Source organism: Pseudomonas sp. P5_152 (genome assembly GCF_033989915.1).
In the GTDB taxonomy this organism is placed as follows: domain Bacteria; phylum Pseudomonadota; class Gammaproteobacteria; order Pseudomonadales; family Pseudomonadaceae; genus Aquipseudomonas.
In genome coordinates, this window is sequence record NZ_JASFAH010000002.1 from 4629082 (window position 1) to 4647738 (window position 18657).

Below are 18657 nucleotides of genomic sequence, written 5' to 3' on the forward strand. Positions count from 1 at the left end.
GCTGATCAGCATTCGCTGCTGCGCCCTGCGTCGTACCTGAACACAAAAAACTGAATTTCAGCCTTGGCTGAATTGGCTTATTGCCTGATGACAGGTGGTCCAGATGTTGCTCATTTCAAAAAATACCGCGCTCGCGGCGGCTTCCACGAGCCTGTTCGTCCTGCTTTGGAGTAGCGGGGCGATTTTCTCCAAGTGGGGGCTGGCCCATGCCTCGCCCTTTGCCTTTCTCCTGATCCGCTTTGCCATTGCCTTGTGCGGGCTGGTGCTGTTGGTGCCGCTGCTCAAGCTCAAGTTGCCCCGGCGGGGCAAAGCGACCTGGTATGCCGCGGCCACTGGGCTGGTGCTGTTGGGGGCCTATCAGATCTTTTATCTGCTGGCGCTGGACTTGAAGGTCACCCCGGGGGTGATGGCGACGATCATGGGGGTGCAGCCGATCCTCACCGTGGTCCTGATGGAGCGCCAGCGTAGTGGGCGCCGGATGTTTGGCCTGGCGCTGGGCCTGGCGGGGCTGATCATGGTGGTGTACCAGGGGATTGGCCTGGCCGGGATGTCACTGGCCGGGATGTTTTTTGGCCTGCTGGCGCTGGTGAGCATGACGCTCGGCTCCATCATGCAAAAGCACATCACCCAGGACCCGCTCGGCACGCTGCCGGTGCAATACCTGGCGGGGCTGTTGTTGTGCGCGGTGTTTGTGCCGTTCCAGCCGTTCCACTTCGAACACAGCAGCGGGTTCATCGTGCCGGTGCTGTGGATGGGGCTGGTGGTGTCGCTGCTGGCGACCCTGTTGCTGTACCGCCTGATTGCCCGGGGCAACCTGGTCAATGTCACCAGCCTGTTTTACCTGGTGCCGGCGGTGACGGCGGTGATGGATTACCTGATTTTTGGTAATCGACTGGCGATGCTCAGCCTGCTGGGCATGGCGTTGATCATCGTGGGCCTGGTGTTTGTGTTCCGCCAGTCGAGGTGATGCTTCAGTAGTCAGTGGCTGGTGCGGCGATTCAAGGACGAATCGCCCGCCTGGCCGGGCGCAGCACCATCCACAACGCCGCCGTGATCAGCAGGCCGCCATACACGTGCGCCATCGACAGCGGCTCGTCGAGAAACAGCGCGCCCCAGAGCACGCCGAACGGCGGGATCATGAAGGTCACGGTCATCGACTTGACCGGGCCGATGGACGTCAGCAGGCGGAAGTACAGGATGTAGGCGAAGGCGGTGCAACCCAGGCCCAGGCCCAGCAACGACAACCACACGCTCCAGCCACCCCAGCTCTCGGGCGGCTGGCTGATCACGCTGTAGCCGAACAACGGCAGCAGGAACAGGCTGGCCCCGAGCATGCTGCCCAGGGCCGAGAGGCGGCTGTCGAGGCCGCCTTGCTGGTCGAGCCAGCGCCGTGCGAGAAAACCGGCAAAGCCATAGCAGGTGGTCGCCACCAGGCAGGCGAGCGCGCCCATCAGCAGTTCCAGGTCAAAGGCCACGGGGCCGGCGCGAGTCAGGATGGCCACGCCAAACAAGCCCAGGGCCACCCCGGCCATTTTCGACAGGCTCAGGCGTTCGCTGAAAAACAGGCCGCCGATCAGCACCCCCATCAACGGCGTGGTGGCGTTGAAAATCGCCGAGTAGCCGGCGGGCAACACCTGTGCGGCCACCGAATACATGGTCGCCGGGATGCCCGAGTTGATCACCCCCAACAGTAATACGGTCTTGAACTTACCGCGGAAATCCCAGTGGGTGCGCATCAGCGCCAGGATCAGCAACAATCCGGTGGCGGCAATCGACACCCGGAAAAAGGCCGTGGGGACAGTGCCGATCACCGGGGCGATGATGCGCATGAACAGAAAGCTCGCACCCCAAATGGCAGCCAGGGCCAACAAACGCAGAATATCGACGGGGTTCACAGCGCGTTCCTTGATTAATCAGCGCGCCAGTGTCGCTGCCTGCCGGGGGCAAGGCAATGGTTGCGTTGCCTGACAATTGGCCTCTAAGCTCAGCCTCCAACGATAAGCACCATCTCGCAGAGGTCTTCACATGCCGCAGCCATGGCCCGCCGCCGATATTGCCCAGATGATCCTCGACGGCTTTGACGATTACCGCGAGCATTTTCGCCAGATCACCGATGGCGCCCGTACACGTTTCGAGCAGGCGGCATGGCAGGAGGCGCAGGTCGCCTCGGCGGCGCGGATCAACCTCTACGAAGAAAAGGTCAACGAAGTGGTGGGGCGCCTGCACGCAGCCTTTGCCGCCGAGACCTTGCTGGAGGTCAGTTGCTGGCCACTGGTCAAGAGCGCCTACATCAGCCTGATCGATCTGCGATTCGACGATGAACTGTCGGAGACCTGGTACAACTCGACCTTCTGCGGGCTGTTCAGCCACGACCTGATCAGCGACGGCAGCATGTTTATCCACACCACCCGCCCGAGCCTGCGCCGCGCCCGTGCGGCGCAAACCCGCACCTACAAGCCCCAGGGGCAATTGTCGGGCATGCTGGCGAGTATCTTCAGCGACTACCGCTTCAGCGAAGACTACGCCGACCTCGCCGGTGACCTGCGCCGGCTCGAAGCACAACTGCGCGATAACCTGCCCGACTGGGTGTGCAAGGACCCCAATCTTGCGGTCGAGCTGTTTTCCTCGGTGCTGTACCGCAACAAGGGTGCCTACCTGGTGGGGCGCATCTACACCGCCGATGAGCAATGGCCGCTGGTGATCCCGTTGCTGCACCGCGAGGGCCGGGGGATCCAGATCGATGCCTTGATCACCGACGAAGCCGACGTGTCGATCATCTTCTCCTTCACCCGCTCCTACTTCATGGTCGACGTACCGGTGCCGGCGGAGTTCATCGGCTTTCTCAAGCGCATCCTGCCGGGCAAGCACATCGCCGAGCTGTACACCTCGATCGGCTTCTACAAACACGGCAAGTCGGAGTTCTACCGGGCGCTGATCAACCACCTGGCCAACACCGATGACCAGTTCATCATGGCGCCAGGGGTGCGCGGGATGGTGATGAGCGTGTTCACCCTGCCGGGCTTCAACACGGTGTTCAAGATCATCAAGGACCGTTTCTCACCGTCGAAAAACGTCGACCGGGCCACGGTGATCGAGAAATACCGGCTGGTGAAAAGTGTCGACCGGGTCGGGCGCATGGCCGATACCCAGGAGTTCGCCGACTTCCGTTTTCCGTTGAGCAAGTTTGATCCGGCGTGCCTGGAAGAGTTGCTCGAGGTCGCGGCCTCGACCGTGGCCGTGGAAGGCGACACGGTGCTGATCCGCCACTGCTGGACCGAGCGGCGCATGACGCCACTGAACCTGTACCTGGAAAACGCCAATCCCGCCCAGGTGCGCGAAGCGCTGGAAGACTACGGGCTGGCGATCAAGCAACTGGCGGCAGCGAATATCTTCCCCGGGGACATGCTGCTGAAGAACTTCGGCGTCACCCGCCACGGCCGCGTGGTGTTCTATGACTACGACGAAATCTGCTACCTGACCGAAGCCAACTTCCGCCATATCCCGCAGCCGCGCACCCCGGAAGACGAAATGGCCTCCGAACCCTGGTACTCCATCGGCCCGCTGGACGTGTTCCCCGAAGAGTTCCCGCCGTTCCTGTTCGCCGATGGGGGGCAGCGCAAGCTGTTCGACCAATTGCACGGCGAACTGTACAACGCCGACTATTGGAAAAGCCTGCAAGAGGCGATTCGCGCGGGCAAGGTGATCGACGTATTCCCGTATCGGCGCAAGGGCCTGGATAACGAGTAGCGCCTATTTACGCCTTCGCGGGCAAGCGGAGCGCCGCCCGACCCGCTTCCACTTGTTTTACGCGATCCCTGTGGGAGCGGGCTTGCCCGCGAAAAGGCCACACACGGTGGGGTCATGCACCGCACCATTATTTATCCCGCCAAATCTGCGACAATCGCCCCCCTGCGCCACTAGACGACCTTTGCGTACCTGATGACTGACGAATCGCCTTCCATCGACAAACTGCTGAACAACCTCGATCACGCCATGCTCGCCGACCGCCACCGGCTGCGGCGCCAGTTGCTCGAGCTGCGCAAGAAGCCCGACGAGGCCAAGCTGGCCCAGTGGGTGACGCGTTTGCAAGCGTCCTGCGACCAGGTGCTGGCGCGGCGTGCCAGCCTGCCGGTGATTCGTTACGACGACAGTTTGCCGATTGCCGCCAAGCGCGACGAAATCAAGGCCGCCCTGCAAAAGCACCAGGTGCTGATCATCGCCGGGGAAACCGGTTCGGGTAAAACCACCCAGTTGCCGAAGATCTGCCTGGAAATCGGCCGCGGCCAGCATGGCCTGATCGGGCACACCCAGCCACGGCGGATTGCCGCGCGCAGCGTCGCCAGCCGGGTCGCCGAAGAACTGGCTACGCCGCTGGGTGCGCTGGTCGGCTATCAGGTGCGGTTCGAGGATCAGAGCGACTCCAACACCCTGATCAAGCTGATGACCGACGGCATCCTGCTGGCGGAAACCCAGAACGACCGCTACCTCGAGCGCTACGACACGATCATCGTCGACGAAGCCCACGAACGCAGCCTGAACATCGACTTCCTGCTCGGTTACCTGAAAACCCTGCTGCCGCGCCGTCCCGACCTGAAAGTCATCATCACTTCGGCGACCATCGACCTGGAGCGCTTCTCCAAGCACTTCGACGACGCGCCGATCGTCGAAGTCTCGGGGCGTACCTTCCCGGTGGACACCTGGTACCGGCCGCTGACGCTTGAGCAGGACGAGGAGGGCAACCGGGTCGAAGACGACCTGACGGTGGACCAGGCGATCCTCGCCACCCTCGATGAAATCGCCGCCCATGAACGCAGCGAGCGCCGCAGCCCGGGTGATGTGCTGGTGTTCCTGCCGGGCGAGCGGGAGATTCGCGACGCCGCCGACATGCTGCGCAAGGCCCAGCTCAAACACACCGAAATCCTGCCGCTGTATGCCCGTCTGTCACCGGCCGAGCAGCAGCGGATCTTCCAGTCGCACCCGGGGCGGCGTGTGGTCCTGGCGACCAACGTCGCGGAAACCTCGCTGACGGTGCCGGGCATTCGCTACGTGATCGACAGCGGCACCGCGCGCATCAGCCGCTACAGCTATCGAGCCAAGGTCCAGCGCCTGCCGATCGAGGCCATCTCCCAGGCCAGCGCCAACCAGCGTAAAGGGCGCTGCGGGCGGGTCGAGCCGGGCATCTGTATTCGCCTGTACAGTGAAGAAGACTTTATCGGTCGGCCGGAATTTACCGACCCGGAAATCCTGCGTACCAACCTGGCGGCGGTGATCCTGCAGATGCTCCATCTGCGCCTGGGTGAGATCACCGATTTCCCGTTCATCGAACCGCCCGATGGCAAGGCCATCAGCGACGGCTTCAACCTGCTGCAGGAACTCTCGGCGGTGGACCGCAACAGTCAGCTGACGCCTCTGGGCCGGCAACTGGCGCGCCTGCCGGTCGACCCGCGCATGGGACGCATGCTGCTGGAAGCGGCGAGGTTGGGCAGCCTCCAGGAAGTGTTGATCGTCGCCAGTGCCATGTCGATCCAGGACCCGCGCGAGCGGCCGCCGGAGCGTCAGCAGGCTGCCGACCAGGCCCACGCGCAATGGAAGGACGTCGACTCGGACTTCGCCGGACTGGTCAATCTGTGGCGCGGCTTTGAAGAGCAGCGCCAGGCGCTGACCGCTAGCCCGTTGCGCAACTGGTGCCGCAAGAATTTCCTCAACTACCTGCGTCTGCGCGAGTGGCGTGACTCGCATCGCCAGTTGAGCCTGATCTGCCGCGACATGCAGTTGTCGCTGAACAAGGAACCGGCGGATTATCCCAAGCTGCACAAGGCGGTGCTGTCCGGCTTGCTCAGCCAGATTGGCCAGAAAACCGAGGAGGGCGACTACCTCGGTGCCCGTCAGCGGCGGTTCTGGATTCACCCCTCATCGGGCCTGGGCAAGAAGCGCCCGCAATGGCTGATGGCCGCCGAACTGGTGGAGACCACCAAGCTCTACGCGCGCATGGTGGCCAAGATCGATGCCGACTGGATCGAACCGCTGGCCGGGCACCTGATCAAGAAAAACCACTTCGAACCCCATTGGGAGAAGAAGCGTGGGCAGGTGGTGGCATACGAGCAGATCACCTTGTTCGGGCTGATTATCGTCGGTCGCCGTCCGGTGCATTACGGGCCGATCGATCCGCTGGTGTCGCGTGAGCTATTCATCCGCGAAGCCCTGGTGCGTGGCGAGATCCAGTCCAAGGCCAAGTGCCTGACGGCTAACGCGCAGTTGCTCGAACAGCTCGATGAACTGGAAGCCAAGGCGCGCCGGCGCGACATCCTGGCGGACGAAGAAACCTTATTCGCGTTCTATGACGCGCGCTTGCCGGCAGAGATTCACCAGACCGCGACCTTCGACAGTTGGTACAAGGTCAACAGCCAGAAAGACCCGCAGTTGCTGATCATGCGCGAGGAAGACGTGCTGGCGCGCGAGGCCAACGAAATCACTGCAGCGCATTACCCGGACACCCTGCGTGTGGGCGACCTGACCCTGGCGTTGAGTTATCACTTCGAACCCAACCATCCGCGTGATGGCGTGACCCTGCGCGTACCGGCCCCGCTGTTGCCGATGCTGCCACCGGAGCGCCTGGAGTGGCTGGTGCCAGGGGTGATCGAGGCCAAGTGCATCGCCCTGGTGCGCAACTTGTCGAAAGCCTTGCGCAAGAACTTCGTGCCGGTGCCGGATTTCGTCAAGGCGGCCCTGCAACGGATCACCTTCGGCGACGGCTCGCTGCCCCTGGCCCTGGGTCGGGAGTTGTTGCGCATGACCGGCGCGCGGGTCAGCGACGAGGCCTGGGCCGAAGCCGCGCAGCAGGTGGAAAGCCACTTGCGGATGAACCTGGAAATTGTCGACGGCCAAGGCAAGTTCCTCGGCGAAGGCCGTGACCTGGCCGAGCTGACGGCGCGGTTTGCCGAAGCCAGCCAGGCAGCATTGGCGGTGCCACAGACTGCGAAAAGTCAGCAGCCGGTGGAGGCCAAGGTCTTCGCCGCCGTGGCGCAGCAAACCCAACAGAAGATCGCCGGGCTGTCGATGACGGTCTATCCGGCGTTGGTGGAGGAGGCGGGCACGGTCAAGGAGGGGCGTTTCTCGACCCCGGCCGAGGCCGAGTTCCAGCACCGCCGCGCCTTGCAGCGCCTGCTGATGCAGCAACTGGCGGAGCCGGCGAAGTTCCTGCGGGGCAAATTGCCGGGGCTCACCGAACTGGGCTTGATGTATCGCGAGTTGGGGCGGATCGACGCGCTGGTGGAAGACATCCTGCTGGCGAGCCTGGACAGCTGCATTCTCGACGGTGAGCCGAACCTGCCCCGCGACGGCGCCGGGCTGGCAGCGCTGGCCGAACGCAAGCGCGGCGGCTGGACCGAGCATGCCGAGCGCCTGGCGAAGCTGACGCTGGAGATTCTCAAGCTCTGGCACGGCCTGCAAAAACGCTTCAAGGGCAAGATCGACCTGGCGCAAGCGGTGGCCTTGAATGACATCAAGCAACAGTTGAGTCACCTGGTGTACCCAGGGTTTGTCCGCGAAACCCCGATGGTGTGGCTCAAGGAGCTGCCGCGCTACCTCAAGGCCGTCGAACAACGCTTCGAGAAACTCGGCGCCCAGGTGCAGAAGGATCGGGTCTGGAGCGGCGAATTGTCGGCGCTCTGGGCGCAATACCAGGCCCGCGCCAACAAACATGCCCAGGAAGGCAAGCGCGATCCGCAGTTGGAGTTGTATCGCTGGTGGCTGGAAGAATACCGGGTGTCGTTGTTTGCCCAGCAACTGGGGACCAAGGTACCGATTTCCGACAAGCGCCTGAACAAGCAGTGGACCCAGGTCGAACCGTAGACCCCAGGCTTGTGCCAAAACCTGTGGGAGCGAGTAAGCCGCAAGCGGGCGCTCGCTCCCACAGGTTACTGTGGTGCCTGTTGTAGGTGCGTTATCCAGCAAAAATGGGCCAAAACCCTGGGTTTATGGCAAACTTCGCCGCTATAAACACCGGCCCCGCGGTTTTGAGCCTTCGCGCTGTGGGCAGGTCCAATAAAGCGATGCCAGGTTTGCGTCCCCCGGATGGGAATAGACCCTTTATGTATTGGTACGTCGGTGCCAATGCTTTCTGCCTGAACAGATTAGAGAAACGAGCATGCATAACGTCGTCATCAGCGGCACCGGCCTGTATACCCCGGCCAACAGCATCTCCAACGAAGAGCTGGTGCAGTCTTTCAATACTTACGTCGCCCAGTTCAACGCCGAAAACGCCCAGGCCATCGAGCGTGGCGAAGTTGAGGCACTGACCGAGTCCAGCGCTGCCTTTATCGAAAAAGCTTCCGGGATCAAGAGCCGCTTTGTCATGGACAAGGAAGGCATTCTCGACCCCGCGCGCATGGCGCCACGCCTGCCTGAGCGCTCCAACGACGAATGGTCGGTGCTCTGCCAGATGGCCATCGGCGCTGCCGAACAAGCCCTGCAACGTGCCGGCAAGACCGCCGCGGACATCGATGGGGTGATCGTCGCCTGTTCCAACCTGCAGCGCGCCTATCCGGCCATTGCCATCGAAGTTCAGGAAGCCTTGGGCATCCAGGGGTTCGGGTTTGATATGAACGTGGCCTGCTCCTCGGCCACCTTCGGCATCCAGGCCGCCGCCAACAGCGTGCAACTGGGCCAGGCCCGGGCCATCCTGATGGTCAACCCGGAAGTCTGCACCGGTCACCTGAACTTCCGTGACCGCGACAGCCACTTCATCTTCGGCGATGCCGCCACGGCGGTGATCATCGAACGTGCGGACCTGGCGACCTCCCCGTACCAGTTCGATGTGGTCAGCACCAAGCTGTTGACCAAGTTCTCCAACAACATCCGCAACAACTTCGGCTTCCTCAACCGCGCAGCAGAAGAGGGCATCGGTGCCCGTGACAAGTTGTTCGTCCAGGAAGGCCGCAAGGTGTTCCGTGACGTTTGCCCGATGGTCGCGGAGCTGGTGGGCAGCCACCTGCAGGAGAACAACCTGAACGTCAGTGACGTCAAGCGTTTCTGGCTGCACCAGGCCAACCTCAGCATGAACCACCTGATCGTCAAGAAGCTGCTGGGCCGTGAAGCCACGGAAGAGGAGGCACCGGTGATCCTCGACACTTACGCCAACACCAGCTCGGCCGGTTCGGTGATTGCTTTTCACAAGCATCAGGATGATCTGCCTGCCGGCTCCCTGGCGGTGCTCAGCTCGTTTGGCGCCGGTTACTCGATCGGCAGCGTGATTCTGCGCAAACGCTGATCCTGCGTTAGCAAAACGCCCCCCACAGCCTGCGGTCGCACCGCAGGCTGTCGCTTTGCCTCCCTCGTAATCGCCCTATCTCACGGCTTTCAGCCCGCTCGACGACGCGTAGCAGATTTATTTCGATTCGAAGTAAAAAAGTTCCGTTGTCATCAAATCTTTATCTAATGGCAACTTGCCTGCAATACGTCCTCGCCAAGATTCCCTCCCAACACAAGCGGGCCTGAACCGCGTGTTTCCAGCTTTAGACCACCAATTAGGGGAACTCTTCGATGATCCGTAAGCACTTCGCCGGTTTTGCTGCCAGCGCACTGGCCATGGCAGTGACCGCCCAGGCTTTCGCTGGCACCGTCACCTCTGACGGCGCCGATATCGTAGTCAAGACCAAGGGCGGCCTCGAGGTCGCAACCACCGATAAAGAATTCAGCTTCAAACTGGGCGGCCGCGTGCAGGCGGACTACAGCCAGTTCGACGGCATCTACACCAAGAATGGTGACACTGCGGATGCGGCCTACCTGCGTCGCGCGTTCCTGGAACTGTCCGGTGTGCTCTACACCGACTGGGCCTACACCGTCAGCTACGACTTCTCCCACAACAGCGGCGACTCCGACAACGGCTACTTCGACGAAGCGTCCCTGGCCTACAACGGCTTCAAGCCGGTGTCGATCAAGGTCGGCCGTTTTGACCCGGACTTCGGCCTGGAAAAAGCCACCAGCTCCAAGTGGGTCACCGCGCCAGAGCGCAACATGGCCTATGACATGGTCGACTGGGCCAACGGTCACCAGAATGGCCTGGGCCTGCAAGCCTCGAGCACTTTTGCCGAGTCGTTCTATGCCTCCGCCGGCGTGTTCAGCAAGGACACCGACGACACCGACGGCAACAGCGTCAAGCAGGTCAACGGGCGTTTTGTCTTCGCCCCGATGCACGATGCCGGCAATGTCCTGCACTTCGGTCTGAACCTGGCGTCGCGCGATGTCTCGGATACGGCCTTCGACTCCCGTTATCGCACCCGGATGGGCATGCGTGGCGTGGAAACCCTGGGCGGCAACGATGCGGGCAGCAACGGCAACCGTCCGGTGCTGGGTGGCAGCTCCTCGTCGCCAGCCGGCTCTTTCGACCGCGACGACGCATTGGGTCTGGAAGCGGCCTTCGCCATGGGCCCAGCCTCGATCCAGGGTGAATACGTTACCCGCAAGACCAAGGCCGACGACAGCGCCTATGAAGACATCAAGGGCCACGGCTTCTACGTACAGGGCGCCTACACCCTGACTGGCGAATCGCGTGGTTATAAAGTCGGCAAGTTCGACGCAATCAAGCCGGCCAACAAGTCGATTGGTGCCTGGGAAGTGTTCTATCGCTACGACAGCCTGACCGTCGAAGACGACAACATCACCACCGCCACCTTGACCCGTGACGTCGGCGATGCCGAAGCCAAGGTGCACACCTTGGGTGTCAACTGGTACGCCAACGAAGCAGTGAAGATCTCCGCGGCCTACCTCAACGCCAAGACTGAGAAGGTCACCAACGCCACCGCAGCCAGCGGTACGACCCCGGCGCAACGTACTGGCGATGACAACGGCGACGGTTTCGTGGTCCGCGCGCAATACGTGTTCTAAATCGCAGCACCCGCAGCACGAGCTCTTACTTCATCCGTTAAAGCTCCTTTCGTTTCCCCCGCCTCGGCGGGGTTTTTTTTATTTCGGCAAGCCTCAGGGATGGGCGATACTCGGCAGGTCTTGGAGTTGTGCCTGCGGGGAACAGAATGCCGTTACATGTTTTGGACAGTCTGTCCGCCATTGCGCCGACAGAGTGGGACGCCCTGGTACCCGACACTCAGCCGTTTCTGCGGCATGCTTTTCTCAGCAGCCTGGAAGACAGTGCCAGCCTCGGCCCGCACTCGGGCTGGCAGCCGGAACACCTGCTGCACATCGAAGACGGTCGCTTGCTGGCAGCGTTGCCCAGTTACCGCAAATGGCACTCCTATGGCGAGTACGTGTTCGACCACGCCTGGGCCGATGCCTGTGAGCGTGCGGGAATCGCCTATTACCCCAAGCTGCTGAGCGCCGTGCCGTTCAGTCCGGTCAGTGGCCCGCGCTTGCTCGCGGCCGATGGGCAGGATGGTGTCGAGTTACTCAAGAGCTTGCCGGGGTATCTGGAGATCGAAGAACTCTCCAGCGCCCATATCAATTTCACCGATGCCTTTACCGACGCCGCCCTGGCCCAGCAACCGGGCTGGTTGCAGCGCATCGGCTGCCAGTATCACTGGCAGAATCGCGGCTACCGGGACTTCCAGGACTTTCTCGATGTGCTCAGTTCGCGCAAGCGCAAGCAGATGCGCAAGGAGCGTGAGCAGGTGGCGGGGCAGGGCATCGAGTTTGAATGGCTGGAGGGGAGACAACTTGATGAGGTGCAGTGGGATTTTGTCTATGCCTGCTACGCCAATACCTACGCCGTGCGCCGGCAGACACCCTACCTGACCCGGGAGTTTTTCAGCCTGCTGGCCGAGCGTATGCCGCAAGCGATTCGTGTGGTGTTGGCCAAGCAAGGTTCACGGCCGGTGGCCATGGCTTTCAGCCTGGTGGGCGGCGATAGTTTTTATGGTCGTTACTGGGGCTGCCTGGCGGAGTTCGATCGCCTGCACTTCGAGACCTGCTTTTATCAGGGCATGGACTATGCGATTGCCAATGGGTTCCAGCGCTTTGATGCCGGTGCCCAGGGCGAGCACAAGCTGATTCGTGGTTTTGAACCGGTGATCACCCATTCCTGGCATTACTTGCGTCACCCTGGACTCAAGTCGGCGGTGCAGGACTTCCTGGCGCGTGAGCGCGTCGGGGTGCTGGGGTATGCCGAGGAAGCGAGGAGCGCCTTGCCTTATCGACAAGGCTGATCCTCGCGTCAGCGCGCCGCTCAGTTGTCCTCTTTGCCCAGCCAGCGATAGACCACGCCGCCAATCACCGCGCCTAGCAGTGGTGCCAGCCAGAACAGCCACAGTTGCTGGATCGCCCAGCCGCCGACAATCAGCGCCGGTCCGGTGCTGCGTGCCGGGTTGACCGAGGTGTTGGTGACCGGGATCGAGATCAGGTGAATCAGGGTCAGTGCCAGGCCGATGGCGATCGGGGCAAAGCCTGCGGGTGCACGCTTGTCGGTGGCACCGAGGATGATCAAGATGAACATCGCGGTCATCACCAGCTCAGTGACAAAACCTGCGGCCATCGAGTAGCCGCCGGGGGAGTGCTCACCGTAGCCGTTGGAAGCCAGGCCGCTGGCCAGCTCGAAGCCGGGTTTGCCGCTGGCGATGAAGTAGAGCAGGGCGGCAGCGATGATCCCGCCGAGCACCTGGGCGATGACGTAGGCCGGCAGTTCCTTGGCCGGGAAGCGTCCGCCGACCACCAGCCCGAGGGAGACCGCCGGGTTGAGGTGGCAACCGGAGATATGGCCGATGGCAAAGGCCATGGTCAGCACCGTCAGGCCAAACGCCAGCGACACCCCCAGCAGGCCGATGCCCACCTCGGGAAAACCCGCCGCCAGCACCGCACTGCCGCAACCACCCAAAACCAGCCAGAACGTACCTACCAACTCTGTAGCCGAACGTTTTAACAGAGACATGAGAGTGTGCCCTTTCGAGTTAACGCTGCCTTGTGCCTCCGCAGATGGACTACAGAACCATCTCCAGAACCTTTGCTGAGTGAAGCAGGGTTTTTCTGGAATGCCAGTGCCACGCAAAACCCCAGAGGCTCTGAGCAAGGGGCTTTGGCGGTTTGTGAGGGGCATATCGAGCAGCGTTTGTGGGAGCGAGCCTGCTCGCGATGGCAGTGTGTCAGGCGTCATTGATGTTGGCTGTGCTGGCGCCATCGCGGCATAGGTATCTACACAACTGTGGTGCGACGTTGCATCTGTGGGCCGGCCAGGGTGTTGGATTAGACCGAGTACATATCCATTTTTGCGGTAACGGCCTCCTATGGTTCCGCCTGACGGCGGCTCACTTTTGAACAGCGCAAAAGTAAGCAAAACGCTCTTTCCCCACCACTCGGTGCCTCGCTTAGGCTCGGCATGCCCGTACTCCGACATTGATTTGGGGGCCGCCGCAATGGGCCCTCCCTGGCCCAGTGCGGCTAAACCGGCGTCCTGCCGGTTTACCCCCCAAATCAATATCGGACTCCGGCCAGCGTGGTTAACGGGACGCCCAGGATCAAAAACAAAGCGAGGCGGCCTGAAAGCCGACCTGATCGCTAGGGCATGCGCGGTGTAGCTTCTACTTCCCAAGACGCTGACGAAGTCAGCCATCTTTTGATCTGGCACTGGCACTGGCACTGGCACTGGCACTGGCTTTGGCTCTGGCTCTGGCTCTGGCTCTGGCTCTGGCTTTTGATCCTGGGCGCCCCGTTAACCACGCTGGCCGAACGCAGGCTTGAAGCCGTGGGTAACCCGGCAGGACGCCGGGTTAGCCGCCCCGCGCCATGGATGGCGCGTGGCGGCGGCCCACGGATTCAAGCCGGAGTGAGGGCACACCGAGCCCAAGCGAGGTGCCAAGTGGTGGGGCATGAGCGTTTTGCTTACTTTTGCGCTGTTCAAAAGTGAGCCGCCGTTGGGCGGAACCATAGGAGGCCGTTACCGAAGAAATGGATAAGTACTCGACCTAATCCAACATCCCGGCCAGCCCACAGGCCGCTACAAAGTTGTGTAGATACCTATGGCCGTCGCGGGCAAGCCAGCTCGCTACGATTTCAATCGATGCCGACAAATCCTCCGGTCTGGTGCTGCCACAGCCGTGCATACAAGCCGCCGTGGGCGAGCAGTTCGGCGTGGGTGCCGCTTTCGGCGATCTGGCCGTTTTCCAGGACCACCAGGCGGTCCATGCGGGCGATGGTGGAGAGGCGGTGGGCGATGGCGATCACCGTCTTGCCCTGCATCAGGGTCTCCAGGCTTTCCTGGATTGCTGCTTCGACTTCCGAGTCGAGGGCCGAGGTCGCTTCGTCCATGATCAGGATCGGCGCATCCTTGAGTAGCACCCGGGCGATGGCGATCCGTTGGCGTTGGCCGCCGGACAGTTTCACCCCGCGCTCACCGACGTGAGCGTCGAAGCCGCTCCGCCCTTCGGCGTCCGACAGCAGCGGGATGAATTCATCGGCGCGGGCCTTGTGCGCCGCCTCCCAGAGTTCGGCGTCGCTGGCGTCAGGTTTGCCGTACAGCAAGTTGTCGCGGATCGAGCGGTGCAGCAGCGAGGTGTCCTGGGTGATCATGCCAATCCGCTCGCGCAGGCTTTCCTGGGCGACGTGGGCGATGTTCTGGCCGTCGATCAGGATCTGCCCGGCCTGCACGTCGTACAGGCGCAGCAGCAGGTTGACCAGGGTCGATTTGCCAGCGCCCGATGGGCCGATCAAGCCGATCTTCTCACCGGGCTTGATGACCAGGTTGAGGTCGCTGATGATTCCGCTTTTTTTGCCATAGTGGAACGCCACGTGCTCGAAGCGCACCTCGCCACGGGTCACTTCCAGGCGGGGCGCCGGTTCGCGGTCGGTCACGCTGATCGGCTGGGCGATGGTCTGCAGGCCGTCCTGGACCATGCCGATGTTTTCGAAAATGCCGTTGACCACCCACATGATCCAGCCCGACATATTGACGATGCGGATCACCAGGCCGGTGGCCAGGGCAATCGCCCCCACCGAGATCAGCGACTGGGTCCACAGCCACAACGCCAGGCCGGTGGTGCCGACGATCAACAAGCCGTTCATGGTGGTGATGACCACGTCCATGCTGGTGACCACACGGCCGGCCAACTGGGATTTTTCGGTCTGTTCCGCGATTGCCTCGCGGGCGTACTGCTGTTCGAAATTGGTGTGGGCGAACAGTTTGAGGGTGGTGATGTTGGTGTAGCCGTCGACGATCCGCCCCATGAGTTTGGAGCGGGCATCGGACGACACCACCGAGCGCTCCTTGACCCGGGGCACGAAGTAGCAAAGGGCGGCGATGTAGGCGGCGATCCAGGTCAGCAGCGGGATCATCAGGCGCCAGTCGGCCTCGGCGAACAGCACCAGCGAGCTGATGGCATAGATCAGCACGTGCCACAACGCATCCACGGCTTGCACCGCGGAGTCGCGCAGCGAGTTGCCGGTTTGCATGATGCGCTGGGCGATGCGCCCGGCGAAGTCGTTCTGGAAGAAATTCAGGCTCTGCTTGAGCACGTAGCTGTGGTTCTGCCAGCGGATCATGCTGGTCATGCCGGGGCTCAGGGTCTGGTGCACCAGCAGGTCGTGCAGGCCGACAAACACTGGCCGCAGAATCAGGGCAACCACGGCCATCCAGGCCAGCTCGGCACCGTGCACCTTGAAGAAGTCGGCATTCGGTGTGCCCTGGGCGAGGTCGATGATCCGGCTCAGGTAGCTGAACAGCGCCACTTCGACCAACGCGGCAAACAGGCCCACCACCAGCAGCGCGACGAAGCTGGGCCAGACCTGGCGCAGGTAGTAGGTATAGAAGGGCAGCACCTGGTCGGGCGGGGCCGCCGTCGGGGCTTCACGGAAGATATCGATGAGTTTTTCGAAGCGGCGATAGAGCATCAGTCAAACGCCCGCGTACGGGCTCTCCTTTTTTTGATGCGAGCGGCGCGATCAACCATCCGCTGCCGCTCAGGACGCCCTGTACAGCTTAGTCGATGCGCTTGGCCGACTTGATCAGCACCGGGTCGATCGGCACGTTCTGCATGCCTTGTTTGGTGGTGGTTTGCGAGTTGACGATGATGTCGACGACGTCCATGCCCTTGACCACTTTGGCGAAGACCGCGTAGCCGGCATCGCGGCCCGGATTGAGGAAATCATTGTCGGCGACGTTGATGAAGAACTGGCTGGTGGCCGAGTCCGGATTGGACGTACGGGCCATCGACAGGGTGCCACGCACGTTGTGCAGGCCGTTGCTGGCTTCGTTCTTGATTGGTGCCTTGGTGTCTTTCTGCGCCATCTGTGGGGTGAAGCCACCGCCCTGGACCATGAAGCCCGGGATCACCCGGTGGAAAATGGTGTTGGTGTAGAAGCCGCTGTCGACGTACTCAAGGAAGTTCTTGGTACTGATCGGCGCCTTGACCGGGTCCAGTTCGATTTCGATCTGACCGTTGGTGGTCTCCAGCAGTACATGGGGAGCCTTGGCTGCTTCGGCGGCCATCAGGTTGGCGGCGAACAGTACGGAGCCGGCCACGAGGGCGATTTTTTTCAGCATGGGTCAGTGATCCTGGGTAGTGGTGTCGACTGTGGTTAAAAACTCAAGCAGGGTTTGGTTGAAGCGGTGTGGCTGATCCAGCGGGGTGGCGTGGCGGGAATCGTCGATCACCACCAGGCGTGCATCGGGCAGCAGTTTGACATAGGCCGCCTTGAGCGCCACCGGGGTGTAGTCGCGGTCGGCGCTGATGACCAGGGTTGGACAGGTCACTCGTGACAGTCGTTCCTCAACCCCCCAGCCAACAATGGCGTTGAAGCTGGCGAGATAAGCACGTTTGTCGTTTTTTGCCCAGCGCTCGGCCATCTTTTGCCGCAGCCCAGCCTGTTCTGGCTTGGGGAACAGCTTGGCGCCCAGGGCTTTGCCGATGGTGCCCAGGCTCAGCACGTGCATCAGGCTCCAGCGCTTGAACCATTGCCAGTAATCATCGGCACTGCGCAGCTTGACCTGGGGTGCGCTGTTGACGATAGACAGGCTCTTGAGCAACGCCGGTTGATCTACCGCCAACTGAAAACCGATCATCCCGCCCATGGACAGTCCCACCAGGTGGGCCGGGCCAAGGTTGAGGTGCTCGATCAAGGCCACCAGGTCGGCGCTGAAGCCGGCAATGCTGTAGCGCTCGCGGGGTTTGTCGGAACGGCCATGGCCGCGCACATCGGGGACGATCACCCGATAGTGTGCCGCGAGCTGGGGAATCTGCTGCTCCCAGTCCAGGGTGCTCGAGCCCAGTCCGTGCACCAGCAGCAACGGTGTGCCGTGGCCATACTCCTCGTAGTGCAGGGTGCAACCTTCATGCTCGAAATAGGCCATGGCGCAACTCCTTGTCAGGCTTGTTCTGGGGCGGCGAACGGGGCATCCAGCGGCGCGGTGTCGAAGGTGCGCAGCAGTTCGATGAGGATCTGCGTGGCCGGACCCAAGGGTTTGTCCTTGTTTGAGTAGAGATAGAAACTGGGGTTGCGGCTGCCACCCTGGTCCAACGGTAGCAGCTTGAGCACGCCTTCCTTGAGTTCACGCTCGATCATGTGTCGCGGCAGCCAGGCAAACCCCAGGCCGCTGCTGACGAAGGTGGCTGCGGTGGCCAGGCTGCCGACGGTCCAGCGCTGCTCGGCACCCAGCCAGCCGACGTCGCGTGGCTGCTGCCGGCCGGAGTCGCGGATCACCACTTGCAACTGGCTTTCCAGGTCCTGGAAGTTCAACTCGCGATTGAGTCGGTGCAAGGAGTGCTCGGGGTGGGCCACGGCGACAAATTCGACATCGCTCAGCTCTGCCCCGAGGTAGCCGGGAATGCTGAACCCACAGATGGCCAGGTCGGCCACGCCTTCGAGCAGCACCTCTTCGACCCCGGACAGCACTTCTTCGCGCAAGCGCACGCGGCAACCTCGGCTTTGCGGCATGAACGCGGTGAGCGCGCGGACCAGCCGGGCACTGGGGTAGGCAGCGTCGACCACCAGCCGCACCTCAGCCTCCCAGCCTTGCTCCATGTGGTGGGCCAGGTCTTCCAGCTGGCTGGCCTGCTTGACCAGTTGCCGCGAACGCCGCAACAGCACGCCACCGGCCTCTGTCAGCACCGCTTTGCGCCCGTCGATGCGCAGCAGCGGCACGCCGAGCTGATCCTGCATGCGCGCTACGGTATAGCTGACGGACGATTGCGAGCGGTGCAGCACTTCGGCCGCCTGAGCGAATCCGCCGTGGTCGACCACGGCCTGCAGCGTGCGCCATTGATCAAGGGTCACGCGGGGCGCTTTCATGATGGGCTCCTCTTGTCCTAAGCTGGCGGCTTCCATTGGAGGCTGCCGAATGAAAAAAATCTGTTGTGTGCTGCTGGCGATGTTGCCGTTGAGTGCGTTTGCCTATCCCATCGATGTTGAAAAACACCTCAATGATCTGAAGATTGACTACACCACCTACGCCACCGACTACGACATGGGCTCCATTACCCTGAACAACTACGGCGATAAAGCTGCCGACTGCAAGGTGATCTTCCGCAATGGCCCGGAGTCTCCACGCACCCGCCGAGTCAGTGTCGAGCCGGGGCGCAGCGCCGAGCTGTCGGCCAAGTTCAGCCGCAAGATCATCAAGCTCTACCTCACGGTGACCTGTACCCCGAAATGATGGGCAGCGGGACGCTGTGGTTGAGCATACGTGCTTATAAACGAATTTATTGATGGGTTATAGCAGTTATT

13 protein-coding genes are annotated in these 18657 nt (G+C 62.0%); 7 read left to right on the forward strand and 6 right to left on the reverse strand.

Annotated features, from left to right (window positions below; all coding sequences use genetic code 11):
* The first annotated feature begins 103 nt into the window (after positions 1–103).
* Entirely contained in the window at positions 104–967 is an 864-nt protein-coding gene (locus QMK50_RS21000; protein WP_095171688.1) for a DMT family transporter, read from the forward strand.
* A gap of 31 nt (positions 968–998) precedes the next feature.
* On the opposite strand, the gene QMK50_RS21005 is transcribed toward QMK50_RS21000, so the two are convergent.
* Entirely contained in the window at positions 999–1895 is an 897-nt protein-coding gene (locus QMK50_RS21005) for a DMT family transporter (protein ID WP_095171690.1), read from the reverse strand.
* Between the two features lie 130 nt (positions 1896–2025).
* Here QMK50_RS21005 and aceK point away from each other — a divergent pair, with 130 nt between their 5' ends.
* The 5 genes from aceK to QMK50_RS21030 all read left to right on the forward strand — a co-directional run bounded on the left by aceK (position 2026) and on the right by QMK50_RS21030 (position 12155).
* Positions 2026–3747 carry a bifunctional isocitrate dehydrogenase kinase/phosphatase gene (aceK, locus tag QMK50_RS21010; protein WP_320333873.1) on the forward strand — a complete coding sequence of 574 codons (1722 nt, stop codon included), beginning with the start codon at positions 2026–2028 and terminating at the stop codon, positions 3745–3747.
* Between the two features lie 192 nt (positions 3748–3939).
* The gene (hrpA, locus tag QMK50_RS21015) at positions 3940–7851 is read left to right on the forward strand and encodes an ATP-dependent RNA helicase HrpA (RefSeq protein ID WP_320333874.1); all 3912 of its coding nucleotides are present in this window, start codon (positions 3940–3942) and stop codon (positions 7849–7851) included.
* A 295-nt stretch (positions 7852–8146) separates the two neighbouring features.
* On the forward strand, positions 8147–9268 hold the full coding sequence (locus tag QMK50_RS21020) for a beta-ketoacyl-ACP synthase III (RefSeq protein WP_159994302.1): 1122 nt from the start codon (positions 8147–8149) through the stop codon (positions 9266–9268).
* 272 nt (positions 9269–9540) lie between these two features.
* On the forward strand, positions 9541–10884 hold the full coding sequence (locus QMK50_RS21025; RefSeq protein WP_095170900.1) for an OprO/OprP family phosphate-selective porin: 1344 nt from the start codon (positions 9541–9543) through the stop codon (positions 10882–10884).
* 146 nt (positions 10885–11030) lie between these two features.
* Positions 11031–12155 carry a GNAT family N-acetyltransferase gene (locus QMK50_RS21030; RefSeq protein WP_320333875.1) on the forward strand — a complete coding sequence of 375 codons (1125 nt, stop codon included), beginning with the start codon at positions 11031–11033 and terminating at the stop codon, positions 12153–12155.
* Between the two features lie 20 nt (positions 12156–12175).
* On the opposite strand, the gene aqpZ is transcribed toward QMK50_RS21030, so the two are convergent.
* The 5 genes from aqpZ to QMK50_RS21055 all read right to left on the reverse strand — a co-directional run bounded on the left by aqpZ (position 12176) and on the right by QMK50_RS21055 (position 18222).
* Complete coding sequence (aqpZ, locus tag QMK50_RS21035; protein WP_095170905.1) at positions 12176–12874, reverse strand: aquaporin Z; 699 nt, start codon at positions 12872–12874, stop codon at positions 12176–12178.
* A gap of 1118 nt (positions 12875–13992) precedes the next feature.
* Positions 13993–15825 (reverse strand): ABC transporter ATP-binding protein, encoded by a 1833-nt coding sequence (locus QMK50_RS21040; RefSeq protein ID WP_095170907.1) that lies wholly within the window; start codon positions 15823–15825, stop codon positions 13993–13995.
* A gap of 88 nt (positions 15826–15913) precedes the next feature.
* Positions 15914–16477 carry a peptidylprolyl isomerase gene (locus tag QMK50_RS21045; protein WP_095170909.1) on the reverse strand — a complete coding sequence of 188 codons (564 nt, stop codon included), beginning with the start codon at positions 16475–16477 and terminating at the stop codon, positions 15914–15916.
* 3 nt (positions 16478–16480) lie between these two features.
* Positions 16481–17284 carry an alpha/beta fold hydrolase gene (locus QMK50_RS21050; RefSeq protein ID WP_095170911.1) on the reverse strand — a complete coding sequence of 268 codons (804 nt, stop codon included), beginning with the start codon at positions 17282–17284 and terminating at the stop codon, positions 16481–16483.
* Between the two features lie 14 nt (positions 17285–17298).
* A complete protein-coding gene (locus QMK50_RS21055; protein ID WP_095170913.1) occupies positions 17299–18222 on the reverse strand; it encodes a LysR family transcriptional regulator in 924 nt (307 codons plus the stop codon).
* 49 nt (positions 18223–18271) lie between these two features.
* On the opposite strand from QMK50_RS21055, the gene QMK50_RS21060 reads away from it, so the two are divergent.
* Positions 18272–18586: a 3-phosphoglycerate kinase gene (locus tag QMK50_RS21060; protein ID WP_095170914.1), complete on the forward strand. Its 315-nt coding sequence runs from the start codon at positions 18272–18274 to the stop codon at positions 18584–18586.
* Positions 18587–18657 lie beyond the last annotated feature (71 nt).